The 12,051-nt window shown below is 38.7% G+C and carries 12 protein-coding genes; 11 read left to right on the top strand and 1 reads right to left on the bottom strand.

The annotated features are described in order from the left end of the window. Positions 1-44: 44 nt before the first annotated feature. The 11 genes from pyrH (at position 45) to lpxA (ending at position 11,004) form a co-directional block, all read left to right on the top strand. A complete protein-coding gene (gene pyrH, locus F2A31_RS08475) occupies positions 45-773 on the top strand; it encodes a UMP kinase (RefSeq protein WP_150026024.1) in 729 nt (242 codons plus the stop codon). Between the two features lie 76 nt (positions 774-849). Beyond that, positions 850-1,404 carry a ribosome recycling factor gene (gene frr / locus F2A31_RS08470; protein WP_150026023.1) on the top strand — a complete coding sequence of 185 codons (555 nt, stop codon included), beginning with the start codon at positions 850-852 and terminating at the stop codon, positions 1,402-1,404. Between the two features lie 4 nt (positions 1,405-1,408). Further along, the gene (gene uppS / locus F2A31_RS08465) at positions 1,409-2,158 is read left to right on the top strand and encodes a polyprenyl diphosphate synthase (RefSeq protein ID WP_150026022.1); all 750 of its coding nucleotides are present in this window, start codon (positions 1,409-1,411) and stop codon (positions 2,156-2,158) included. A gap of 2 nt (positions 2,159-2,160) precedes the next feature. After that, the gene (locus tag F2A31_RS08460) at positions 2,161-2,988 is read left to right on the top strand and encodes a phosphatidate cytidylyltransferase (protein ID WP_150026021.1); all 828 of its coding nucleotides are present in this window, start codon (positions 2,161-2,163) and stop codon (positions 2,986-2,988) included. After that, on the top strand, positions 2,989-4,185 hold the full coding sequence (gene ispC / locus F2A31_RS08455; protein WP_150026020.1) for a 1-deoxy-D-xylulose-5-phosphate reductoisomerase: 1,197 nt from the start codon (positions 2,989-2,991) through the stop codon (positions 4,183-4,185). Positions 4,186-4,190: 5 nt separating this feature from the next. After that, complete coding sequence (gene rseP, locus F2A31_RS08450) at positions 4,191-5,546, top strand: RIP metalloprotease RseP (protein ID WP_150026019.1); 1,356 nt, start codon at positions 4,191-4,193, stop codon at positions 5,544-5,546. A 33-nt stretch (positions 5,547-5,579) separates the two neighbouring features. Beyond that, positions 5,580-8,120, top strand: coding sequence for an outer membrane protein assembly factor BamA (bamA, locus tag F2A31_RS08445; protein ID WP_150026018.1), 2,541 nt, complete (start codon positions 5,580-5,582; stop codon positions 8,118-8,120). 44 nt (positions 8,121-8,164) lie between these two features. Further along, on the top strand, positions 8,165-8,653 hold the full coding sequence (locus F2A31_RS08440) for an OmpH family outer membrane protein (RefSeq protein WP_150026017.1): 489 nt from the start codon (positions 8,165-8,167) through the stop codon (positions 8,651-8,653). 3 nt (positions 8,654-8,656) lie between these two features. Further along, positions 8,657-9,727, top strand: a complete 1,071-nt coding sequence (gene lpxD / locus F2A31_RS08435; protein WP_150026016.1) for a UDP-3-O-(3-hydroxymyristoyl)glucosamine N-acyltransferase — start codon at positions 8,657-8,659, stop codon at positions 9,725-9,727. Between the two features lie 6 nt (positions 9,728-9,733). Beyond that, positions 9,734-10,219, top strand: coding sequence for a 3-hydroxyacyl-ACP dehydratase FabZ (gene fabZ, locus F2A31_RS08430; protein WP_109441130.1), 486 nt, complete (start codon positions 9,734-9,736; stop codon positions 10,217-10,219). After that, positions 10,216-11,004, top strand: a complete 789-nt coding sequence (gene lpxA, locus F2A31_RS08425; RefSeq protein WP_150026015.1) for an acyl-ACP--UDP-N-acetylglucosamine O-acyltransferase — start codon at positions 10,216-10,218, stop codon at positions 11,002-11,004. Before fabZ ends, lpxA begins: the two co-directional genes overlap by 4 nt. 51 nt (positions 11,005-11,055) lie before the next feature. Here lpxA and F2A31_RS08420 read toward each other — a convergent pair whose 3' ends face one another. Next, positions 11,056-11,988, bottom strand: a complete 933-nt coding sequence (locus F2A31_RS08420; RefSeq protein WP_150026014.1) for an AraC family transcriptional regulator — start codon at positions 11,986-11,988, stop codon at positions 11,056-11,058. Between the last annotated feature and the right edge of the window lie 63 nt (positions 11,989-12,051).

Genomic DNA, 12,051 nt, shown 5'->3' with positions numbered 1-12,051 from the left:
ATATAACGAATAATTTTTTGAGATTGGTTGGTTTGGAGTACAGTATGTCAACGTCTAAGAATCCACGTTATGCACGAATTTTGCTAAAGCTCTCAGGTGAAGCGTTAGCAGGAAATAAAGATATGGGTATTGATGCCCAAGTTTTAGATCAAATGTCGCTTTCAATTGCTCACTTAGTTGGTCTAGGTGTGCAGGTTGGTATCGTTGTTGGTGGTGGTAACTTATACCGCGGAAGCCAATTACAAAAAGATGGTTTGGTTGGGCGTGTAACAGGCGATCAAATGGGCATGTTGGCAACGGTGATGAATGGTTTGGCGATGCGTGATGCATTGGTTCGTCGCAATATTAAAACACGCTTAATGTCAGCATTATCAATAGGAACGGTTGTTGAGCCATATTCTAGTCGTGATGCAATTCGCCATTTAAGTCAGGGTGAAGTCTGTGTTTTTGTTGCAGGTACTGGTAATCCATTTTTTACAACAGATACAGCAGCTTGCTTACGTGGTATTGAGATTGAAGCGAATTTGATCTTGAAAGCAACAAAAGTAGATGGTGTATATAATAAAGATCCAAGTAAATATGATGATGCTGTAAAATACGACAATCTGACTTTTGATCAAGTGCTTGATGAAAAGCTTGGTGTTATGGATCTTACCGCAATTTGCTTATGTCGTGACCATAATGTGCCATTACAAGTATTTGATATGAACAAATCTGGCGCATTGCTTTCTGTTGTAATGGGCGAAAAAGAAGGGACTCACGTTACGAACTAATGTACGTGAGCTCGAAAGCTCTTTATACTACGCATAATTTTTTTGTAATATCTCATGAATAAGTAAGGAAGATCATATGATTAACGATCTCAAAAAAGATAGCGAACAGCGCATGCAGAAAACGCTTGAATCTTTGGAGCAAGGTTTTGCCAAGGTTCGTACTGGGCGTGCTCATCCATCTATTTTAAATGGTGTGATGGTTCCTTACTATGGTTCTGACGTTCCGCTTAATCAAGTTGCAAACGTAGGTGTTGAAGACTCTCGCACATTAATTGTTCAGCCATTTGAACGTACAATGGTGTCTGCAATTGATAAGGCGATTCGTGAAAGTGACTTGGGATTAAATCCTATTACTGCTGACTCAATTCGTGTACCTCTTCCAGCACTTACAGAAGAAACTCGTCGTGATATGCAGAAGGTTGCTCGTGCAGAGGCTGAAAATGCGAAAATTGCGATCCGTAACATTCGTCGTGATGTATTAAGTGATATTAAGGCATTATTAAAAGAAAAAGAAATTTCTGAAGATGATGATCGCCGTGCAGCTGATGATATCCAGAAAATTACGGACAAATATGTTGCTGAAGTTGATAAGCGTCTTGCAGCGAAAGAAGCAGAATTGATGAAGGTCTGATTTTATGACCTCATCAGAAGAACAGCATCTTCCTCAACATGTTGCCATCATTATGGATGGCAACAATCGTTTCGCTAAAAAAAATCAAATGCAAAAAGGTGATGGGCATCGTGAGGGTAAAAATGTCCTAGATCCTGTCGTTGAACACTGTAAAAGAGTTGGTGTTCGTGCATTAACTGTTTTTGCATTCTCAAGTGAAAACTGGAATCGACCACAATATGAGGTTGATTTATTGATGCAATTGCTCAAAGAAACCATTTATGAGCAATTACCTCGTATGGAAAAATTCAATATTGCATTACGTTTTATTGGTGATCGTTCTCGACTGTCTGATGAACTACGTGATTTGATGCAAGAAGCTGAACGGAAAACTGCGGCTTTTGATTCAATGACTCTTTCAATTGCAATTAGCTATGGTGGTATGTGGGATATGGCACATGCAGCGAAGTCTATTGCTGAAGATGTAGTTGCAGGAAAAATTCAAACGGATCAGATAAATGTTGATTTATTTGATAAATATGTCAGTCTAAATGATCTACCAGCTGTCGATTTGTTGATTCGTACAGGCGGTGATTATCGTTTATCTAATTTCTTGCTTTGGCAGGCAGCTTATGCGGAATTATATTTTACCGATACTTTGTGGCCTGAGTTTACGATCAAGGAGCTAGATCACGCATTTCGTGTTTTTTCAGGGCGTGAGCGACGTTTTGGTAAAACTTCTGAACAAATTCAACAAGCGAAAATAGAGAATTAATAATGTTTGAGCGGATTATTACCGCATTGGTGTTAGTTGCAGTTGTTTTAAGTTGCATGTTTGCAACGCAATCACATTATCCAATGTTTGTGCTTATGATTTTAGCTGCTGGGGTGGCGGGTTATGAGTGGTTTAAACTGATGCCTCGTAGCGTTCAAACATCGGTCTCAAAACCGAAAGCATGGGTTTATGGTGGTTTTGTTGCACTGGTTTCTACACTTGCATTGTTCTATGATGATGTTGCACTTTTACTTTGGGCTGCATCTATTCTCACCTGGTTAGGTAGTATTTATTGGGTTAAGAACTATCCTGAATCAGATAACTGGTACAATCCGTCATTATATCTTATTGGTTTTATCTTAATCTCTGCTGCAGTCACTGCACTTTATGCGGTTTGGCATAGTTCACCGTGGTGGTTGATGTATCTGTTCTTGCTCGTCTGGGGAGCGGATAGTGGTGCATATTTTGTTGGGCGAAAATTTGGCCAAAAGAAGCTTGCGCCATCTGTGAGCCCAAATAAATCGCTAGAAGGTCTATATGGTGGTATTGCAACAACAATAATTATTATGTTGATTGTTCAATACTTCTACTTAAATCTAACAGCAGTTCAGTTGATCCTATTTTTTATCTTATCCATCGTTACCGTGTTTGCATCGGTTTTAGGTGATCTATTTGAATCAATGATTAAACGCCGAGCTGGAATTAAAGATTCTGGGCGTGTGTTGCCAGGTCATGGTGGTGTACTTGATCGTATTGATTCGTTGCTCGCTGCAGCACCTATTTTCGCTACAGGAATGTATATTTTAAAACTTATTGGTGTAGATCTTTAAATGACTCAAGCTGTATGTATATTGGGTGTTACTGGCTCAATTGGACAAAGTACTTTAAGAGTATTGCAACAACACCCTGATCAATACTCTGTATTTGCTGTCTCAGCTTATAGTCGTTTAGATGAACTTTTAGAGATTTGTAAAAAATATCACCCTAAAATTGTTGTAGTTCCAAATGAAAAAGCATTGGAATTACAGCAAAGATTCAAGCAAGCAAATATAAATAATATTGAAATTTTGACTGATGAAGCCGGGCTAATTGCTATCGCTGAGCATTCAGAAGTTGATATTGTGATGGCTGCAATTGTAGGTGCAGCAGGGCTATTGCCAACTTTAGCAGCCGTTAAGGCTGGAAAACGCGTATTACTCGCAAATAAAGAAGCGTTAGTGATGTCAGGTGATATCATGATGCAAGCTGCGAAGCGGCATAATGCATTATTGTTACCCGTAGACTCTGAACATAATGCAATTTTTCAATCACTACCACATAACTATTTAGATGCGGAAAGAACAGGGCAACCTCAGTTAGGTGTGTCACGAATCTTATTAACAGCATCTGGTGGTCCATTTCTCAATCATTCATTAGACCAACTATCTAGTGTTACACCTCAGCAAGCCTGTAAGCATCCGAATTGGTCGATGGGGCAAAAGATTTCTGTAGATTCTGCAACCTTAATGAATAAAGGGTTAGAACTGATAGAAGCGTGTCATTTGTTTTCAATATCTGAACATTTTGTTACAGTCGTGATTCACCCACAAAGTATTATTCATTCAATGGTGCAATATGTGGATGGTTCGACTTTGGCACAAATGGGTAATCCAGATATGTGTACACCGATTGCACATGCATTGGCTTGGCCAAAGCGTTTGGCAACAGATGTCCCGGCGTTAAATTTGTTTGATACAGCGCAACTTAACTTTCAGGCGCCTGATATGGTTAAGTTTCCTGCATTAGATTTAGCACGTCAATCGATGCGTGCGGGTGGGTTAGCTCCAACGATCTTGAATGCGGCAAATGAAATTGCAGTCGCTGCATTCTTACAGCGCAGGATCCGATTCATCGAGATTCCTCAAGTCGTTGAGCATACTTTACAGGCTGTACAAAATGCCAAAGCAGAAAATATAGACATCATTTTGCATACTGATATGATCGCTAGACGAGTTGCAGAGTTGTATATTGTGGATATGGGAGGTTAAATCGTATGAATGCACTATTTATGATTGTTGCAGCGATTTTATTACTCGGTCCACTGATTGCAATTCATGAATTTGGTCATTATTGGGTCGCACGTAAATTGGGTGTCAAGGTCTTGGTTTATTCCATTGGTTTTGGCCCAACTTTGTTGAAGTGGCAATCAAAAAAGTCTGGTATCCAATACCAACTCTCTGCATTACCTTTAGGTGGTTATGTCAAGATGCTCGATGAGCGAGAGGGAAATGTTGCTGAAAAAGATCTTCCCTATGCGTTTAATCGACAATCACCTTGGAAAAGAATCGCGATTGTTGCTGCAGGACCATTGGTTAATTTGCTTTTTGCAGTATTACTTTTTTGGATTCTCTTCTTGCCAGCACAAGAGCAGTTAAATACACGTATAGGCAAGATCATGCCAAATACGCCTGCTGCTCAGGTTGATTTACAGGTAGGTGATAAGGTGATTGCCGTAGATAGCCAACCAACACCAACTTGGGAAAAGTTAAACTTTGCATTAATTAACCGTATTGGTGAGTCTGGACAGGTTTCTGTTGTAGTAGATCGCAATGGAGCTGAAAAGCAGTTTAATTTACCGATCCAAAATTTTCTTAAAGATCAAAGCCAGTCTCCTTTGGATGCTTTAGGATTTTTGCCTTATCGTCCTATGATTCCGGCCGTTGTAAAAGAATTGACAGCAGATGGTGCTGCAATACGTCAAGGAATGAAGGAAGGTGACCACATTGTTGCGATTAATAATGTGGCAATGAATGACTGGTTTGATGTGGTTAATGTGGTTCAAAGCTCTCCTGAAAAACTACTAAATATTGATGTGATACGCCAAGGTGAGTTGGTTCATTTGCAAATGATTCCACGTGGCCAACGTGACAATATGGGCAATGTTACAGGTGCCTTAGGGGTTAAAAGTGATGCAGGTAAGGTCATAATCCCTAATGAATATAAACAAAAGATTCAGTACACACCTCTAGAAGCTTTGGGTGTTGCTTTTGATAAAACAGTCCAGCTCTCGCAAATGATTTTTAACTCAATTGTTAAAATGATACGAGGCTTGATTGGCTTGGATAATTTGTCTGGTCCAATCACCATTGCGAAGGTTGCTGGACAAAGTGCAGAAATGGGATGGCAAACTTTTATTTCTTTCATGGCTCTTATGAGTGTGAGCTTAGGAATTTTAAATTTATTACCAATCCCTATGCTTGATGGTGGGCACCTCGTTTATTACTTCATCGAGATCATTCGTGGAAAGCCTGTTTCTGAACAAATACAGATATTGGGTCTAAAAGTTGGTATGTTACTGCTCGGTAGCATGATGCTTTTGGCTTTATTTAACGACTTCATGCGTTTATAAAACGCAAATGGAATTTAACTTACTGGAAAATATATGGGCATGCGTCACACACATTTATTAATGCCTTTGGCACTGGTTAGTGCGATGGCAGCGGTACAACAAGCATACGCAGCAGATGAGTTTCTTGCACAAGATATACGAATTGATGGCCTTGTGCGTTTAACACCTGCGAGTATCTATTCGATGTTACCAATAAATAGTGGCGACAGAGTAAGCGATCCAATGATTGCTGAATCGATTCGTACTCTTTATGCTTCAGGTCTTTTTGATGATATTAAGGCATTCAAAGAAAACAATGTTCTTGTTTTCAAAGTGGTCGAACGTCCTGTAATTTCAAAATTGGAATTCAAAGGCAATAAACTTATTCCGAAAGAAGCTTTAGAGCAAGGCTTAAAGAAGATGGGGATTGCTGAGGGTGAGGTTTTCAAGAAGTCTGCATTACAGGTAATTGAAACTGAACTAGAACAACAGTATACCCAACAAGGGCGTTATGATGCAGATGTGACGGTGGAAACCGTAGCACGTCCAAATAACCGTGTTGAACTTTTGTTGAACTTTAACGAAGGTACTGCTGCAAAAGTTTTCGATATCAATATTATTGGTAATACTGTATTTAGTGATAGTGAGATTAAGCAAGCTTTTGCAGTAAAAGAAAGCGGTTGGGCTTCTATTGTTACTCGTAATGATCGTTATGCTCGTGAGAAAATGGCAGCGAGTTTAGAAGCATTGCGTGCTTTGTATTTAAATAAAGGTTATATAAACTTTAATATTATTAATTCTCAGCTGAATATTAGTGAGGATAAGAAGAATATCTTTATCGAAGTTTCAGTAGATGAAGGCAGTCAGTTTAAGTTTGGTGAAACCAAATTCTTGGGTGATGCACTGTATAAGCCTGAAGAGTTAAATGCATTAAAACTTTACAAGGATGGCGAAACTTATTCACAAGAGCGTGTGAATGCGGTTAAGCAATTATTATTACGTAAGTATGGTAATGCTGGGTATTATTATGCTGAAGTCAATGTAGTTCCAGATATTAACAATGAAACGGGCATTGTTAATCTGAATTATTATGTTAACCCAGGTCAGCAAGTTACCGTCCGACGTATTAACTTTACAGGAAATAATAAAACTGCTGATGAGGTTTTACGTCGTGAAATGCGCCAAATGGAAGGTGCATTAGCGAGTAATGAAAAAATTGACTTATCAAAAATTCGTTTAGAGCGAACTGGATTCTTTAAAACGGTAGATGTGAAACCCGTTCGTGTGCCAAACACACCAGATCAAGTTGATTTGAATGTTGCTGTTGAAGAACAGCACTCGGGTACAACGACGCTTGCTGTTGGTTACTCTCAGAATGGTGGTGTGACTTTCCAAGCAGGTTTAAGTCAAACCAACTTTATGGGAACTGGTAATCGTGTTGCGATAGATCTTTCTCGTTCAGAGACACAAGATTACTATAACTTAAGCGTGACTGATCCATACTTCACCATTGATGGTGTAAGTCGTGGTTATAATGTCTACTATCGTAAAACGAAACTTAATGAAAACTATAACGTGAATAACTACGTCACCGATAGTATCGGTGGTAGTTTAAGTTTTGGTTATCCAATTGATGAGAATCAGAGCTTAAGTGCTTCACTTGGTATTGATCAAACTAAAGTTAGAACTGGACCAAGTGTATCAACTTATATTCGTGATTATTTGCTTGCAAATGGTGGCAAGGCTACAGGGAAATCACGTTGGTGCCCAAGCGGTGAAAATAAGGTGGGAGAAGGAGAAAATCCAAAACCAATACCTGGAACATGTAAAGATGATCTGTGGGATGATTATAATGACGCGTTTGAGGGAGAATTCCTGACCTATATGCTTAATTTAGGTTGGTCATACAATACACTCAATCGCCCAGTATTCCCGACTTCGGGTATGTCACATCGTGTCGGTCTTGAGGTTGGTTTGCCAGGTAGTGATGTGGACTATCAAAAACTGACTTATGATGCTCAAGCATTTAAATCATTGGGTGCGGGCTTTGTCCTCCGTGGTTATGGAAAACTGGGTTATGGTAATGACTTACCATTCTATAAGAACTTCTATGCGGGCGGTTATGGTTCGGTTCGTGGTTATGACAACAGTTCTTTAGGACCTAAGTATCCAAGTGTGATTTTCCAAGAAACTGAACGAAATGACCCTGATCCAGAGGAAGTGGGTGGTAATGCACTTGTTCAGTTTGGTACTGAATTGGCATTACCAGTACCATTCAAAGGTGATTGGGCAAGACAAGTACGTCCAGTTATCTTTGCTGAAGGTGCACAAGTATTTGATACCAAGTGTGACATTTCTAATAGTGCTTATGGTGAAAAAGGAATGACCATCAATGGTCAAAAAATTACGGATGTTAAGCAATACTGTAAAGATAATTACGGTTTAGATTTTGGTAATTTGCGTTATAGTGTCGGCGTTGGTTTTACATGGATTACGATGATTGGACCTTTATCACTGAGTTATGCATACCCGCTTAATGATAAGAAGGGTGATGATACTAAATCAATCCAATTTGAAATTGGTCGTACTTTCTAAGTACGACCCCGACTAAATTTGTAAAATATATAAAGGATGGACTCATGAAAACATTAACAGCGCTTGTATTTGGCTTGGGTTTAACAGTATCAGCATTCAGTAATGCTGGTGGTATTGCCGTTGTAGATTTAGCGAAAGTTGTGGAAAGTAGTACCTACTTAAAGCAACAAAATGCAAGCTTAGGTCAGTCTGTGAAACCGACATCTACAAAGTTAGAACAGTTAGGTAAAGAGATTGAGAGTTTACAGCAACGTGCACAGTCAGCAAATCAAGCTGATTTACAAAAACTTTCAGCTCAATATCAAGCAAAAGTAAATGAGTTTAATACGACCCAGCAAAGTTTACAGACAAAAGTACAATCAACTTTGCAGACAATGAATACAACTTTTGAGAATCGAGTGAAGCAAGCTGCTGAACAATTGCGGAAAGAGAACAATTTAGACTTTATTTTGAATAAAAATTCTACGATTGCCTCTGACGCTCAGTATGATTTAACTGATAAAATGATTCAAAAGGTCAATGCAATGAAATAATCAATGAATAGACGTAGTTACCGTTTAGAAGAAATTGCTCACCTTGTACAAGGTGAGTTCTTTGGTGAAAAAGACTTCGAGATTTTTAATTTAGCAAGTTTAGAACAAGCACAAAATCAGCATATTAGTTTCGTAAATGGGGACAAATATTTAACTCAAGCTGAATCCAGCCTTGCAGGTGCTTATATTGTCACTCAGGCTTTAAAAGAACAGTTAGAAAATAAGACAAACTTTATTGTTGTTGAAAATCCCTACTTGGCTTTTGCTATGTTAACCCACGTGTTTGAACAAAAGATGGCTCAGCGTGGAATTGAAAGTACTGCTCAAATTCATCCTTCAGCTATCATCGCCGATGATGCTTATATCGGGCATTATGCTGTAATTGGTGAAAACTGTGTGGTAGGAAATAATACAATAATTCAAGCCCATGCATTTTTAGGGGATAATGTAGAGATTGGAAAGGATTGTTTTATTGATACACATGTCACAATTACTGGTGAGGCTAAATTAAAAGATCGTGTTCGGATTCATGCGAATACAGTGATTGGTACAGAAGGTTTTGGCTTTGCACCTTATCAAGGAAAATGGCATAGGATAGCCCAATTAGGTTCAGTTAGAATTGGGAGTGATGTTCGTATAGGTTCAAATTGCAGCATCGATCGTGGCGCTTTAGATGACACAATTTTAGAAGATGGCGTGATTATTGATAACCTTGTGCAAATCGCTCACAATGTGCGTATTGGCGAAAACACGGCTATTGCAGCCAACTGTGGTATTGCAGGAAGTGCTAAAATTGGCAAAAACTGCATACTCGGCGGGGCGAGTGGGGTCGTTGGGCACCTAGAAATCACTGATAATGTGACTCTTACCGCAATGTCAATGGTCACAAAAAATATTTATGAAGCTGGAACTTATTCTTCAGGAATGGGACTTTTTGAAAATAAGCACTGGAAAAAGACGATTGTGCGTTTAAGACAATTAGCAGATGTGCCATTGACCCAAATAATGAAAAGACTGGATCATATGCAAGCTCAATTAGAGTCCCTTGAATCAACCTTAAAGTTACGTAAATAATTTATTATGACCGAGTCTACATTACCAGCATTTACAATGCCTGAATTACCAATGGATATTCTCACCATTCGTGAATATTTACCGCATCGTTATCCTTTTTTATTGGTTGACAGAGTAACAGACGTTACAGAGAACAGTATCGTTGGTTATAAAAACGTGACGATCAATGAGGAGTTTTTCCAAGGGCACTTCCCAGCTTACCCAATTATGCCTGGTGTTTTAATCATTGAAGCATTGGCGCAAGTCTCTGGTATCTTGGGTTTTGTACTCACTAATCAGAAGCCAAAAGCAGGTTCATTATTTTTATTTGCAGGCGCAGAAAAAATAAGATTTAAGAAACAGGTTGTTGCAGGTGACCAGCTTGTCTTAAAATCTGAACTTGTTATGCAAAAACGTGGCATTTACAAGTACAATTGTACTGCTAGTGTTGATGGCATTATTGCGGCAACAGCTGAGATTATTATTTCCCACCAGAAAATTGAGCAGGCATGAGTAGTCAAAATTTAATACATCCTACAGCAATTATTGATCCGTCTGCAGAAATCGCATCAGATGTGCAGATTGGACCTTATTGTATTGTAGGTCCAAATGTAAGTATTGACACAGGTACAACATTACACTCACATGTAGTGATTGGTGGTTTTACACGGATTGGTAAAAATAATGATATTTTTCAATTCGCAAGTGTTGGAGAGATTTGCCAAGATTTAAAGTACAAAGGCGAAGAAACTTGGTTAGAAATTGGGGATCACAACACGATTCGTGAGCATTGCACCTTACACCGTGGTACAGTTCAAGATCAAGGTCTGACTAAAATTGGTAGCCATAACCTATTTATGGTCAATACGCACATTGCCCATGATTGTATCATTGGCGATCATAATATTTTTGCTAACAACGTTGGTATTGCTGGACATGTACATGTAGGCAATCACGTGATTGTTGGTGGAAATGCTGGTGTGCATCAATTCTGTCGAATCGACTCGTATAGTATGATTGGTGGGGCTGCGCTCATTCTTAAAGATGTACCAGCCTATGTATTGGCTTCTGGCAATCCTGCACATGCGCATGGTTTGAATATCGAAGGTATGCGACGTAAAGGTTGGTCGAGAGAGACGATTCAAGGTTTAAGAACAGCGTATAAACTGATTTATAAATCAGGCTTGACGACTGAACAAGCAATTGAACAAATTCGAAATGAGATTTTAGGCTCAGTTTCAGAGGCTCAATTGTTGATTGACTCATTAGAGCAATCAAGGCGTGGAATTGTTCGATAATCTGTTGATCATTGAAAAAGACACTTTGGTGTCTTTTTTTATTTGTACATTTTAAGGTTCGACTTCAATAAATTGCTGCCGATATTGCTTAGGTGATAATTCAAAAGTTCGTTTAAATGCTTGGCTGAAAGCTGTTTCAGATGAATAGCCCACTTTATTAGCGATGACTTGTATAGAGTAATTGCTTTTACGTAAATATTGGCTCGCTAGACGCATACGATGTTGTTGTAAATAGGCGAGTGGAGATTCACCGATCACTTCATGAAATAAACTCGCAAACTTCGAGCGTGACATACAGCACTGCTCTGCAAGGGATTCGACAGTCCAAGCATCTTCTGGATGATTGTGAATCGCTGCAAGACTATTACTAAGCTCGGGGTGATTTAATGCACTAAGCCAGCCATGTTGACTGGAAATCTGCTTAATATGGTCGCGGATACATTTGATTAGTAAAATATTAACTAGATGATCGATAATAATATCTCGACCTGCTTGAATATTTTGGGTTTCTAATGCTAGAAAATGTAATCCAATCTGTAACCATTCAGGTGCTGTATTATCACCTTGTTGAATATGTATTAATGGTGGCAGAGCTTGAATAAATGGACGTGCCATAATGGTGTCGATTTGACATCGGATGGTAAGTATCAAGTTTTTTTCGGATGCTTCAGTACCAAATTCAATTGCTTCCTCACGATGACCGTCAAACAATTTTGAGATATCTACTGCATCAATGAGCTTGGTTATGGCATTATCTGCACCTGTATGTGCTTGTCCTGATGGAATTAAGACAATTTCACCTGCATGCGCGACTAGATTATTCTGTGCATCAATTTGAATATATACTGAACCTACTAAAACAATATGTACGATCAAAGCTGTTTGATCTTGGCAAATAAATCCCCATTCTCCTTGTGTTTTCAAATAGATATATTCAGTGTGATTTAAATGAATATCTGCAAAGATTTTACTTAAAGCGTCCATATGCGTTTTATATAATGTATGTCATTTAAATTATAGAGAGCTATTGTAATAACTCAATATGTG

Origin of the sequence: Acinetobacter suaedae (assembly GCF_008630915.1) — a bacterium.
Classification (GTDB): Bacteria; Pseudomonadota; Gammaproteobacteria; order Pseudomonadales; family Moraxellaceae; genus Acinetobacter; species Acinetobacter suaedae.
The sequence above is the reverse complement of the archived record's forward strand: the minus strand, read 5'-3'. Positions and strand labels throughout refer to the sequence as shown.

Bases quoted from the DNA above. Each gene is read 5' to 3' on its own strand.
- lpxA (WP_150026015.1), top strand. From the start codon at position 10,216: ATGAGTAGTCAAAATTTAATACATCCTACAGCAATTATTGATCCGTCT.
- ispC (WP_150026020.1), top strand. From the start codon at position 2,989: ATGACTCAAGCTGTATGTATATTGGGTGTTACTGGCTCAATTGGACAA.
- bamA (WP_150026018.1), top strand. From the start codon at position 5,580: ATGGGCATGCGTCACACACATTTATTAATGCCTTTGGCACTGGTTAGT.
- lpxD (WP_150026016.1), top strand. From the start codon at position 8,657: ATGAATAGACGTAGTTACCGTTTAGAAGAAATTGCTCACCTTGTACAA.
- F2A31_RS08420 (WP_150026014.1), bottom strand. From the start codon at position 11,988: ATGGACGCTTTAAGTAAAATCTTTGCAGATATTCATTTAAATCACACT.
- F2A31_RS08460 (WP_150026021.1), top strand. From the start codon at position 2,161: ATGTTTGAGCGGATTATTACCGCATTGGTGTTAGTTGCAGTTGTTTTA.
- F2A31_RS08440 (WP_150026017.1), top strand. From the start codon at position 8,165: ATGAAAACATTAACAGCGCTTGTATTTGGCTTGGGTTTAACAGTATCA.
- frr (WP_150026023.1), top strand. From the start codon at position 850: ATGATTAACGATCTCAAAAAAGATAGCGAACAGCGCATGCAGAAAACG.
- fabZ (WP_109441130.1), top strand. From the start codon at position 9,734: ATGACCGAGTCTACATTACCAGCATTTACAATGCCTGAATTACCAATG.
- uppS (WP_150026022.1), top strand. From the start codon at position 1,409: ATGACCTCATCAGAAGAACAGCATCTTCCTCAACATGTTGCCATCATT.
- pyrH (WP_150026024.1), top strand. From the start codon at position 45: ATGTCAACGTCTAAGAATCCACGTTATGCACGAATTTTGCTAAAGCTC.
- rseP (WP_150026019.1), top strand. From the start codon at position 4,191: ATGAATGCACTATTTATGATTGTTGCAGCGATTTTATTACTCGGTCCA.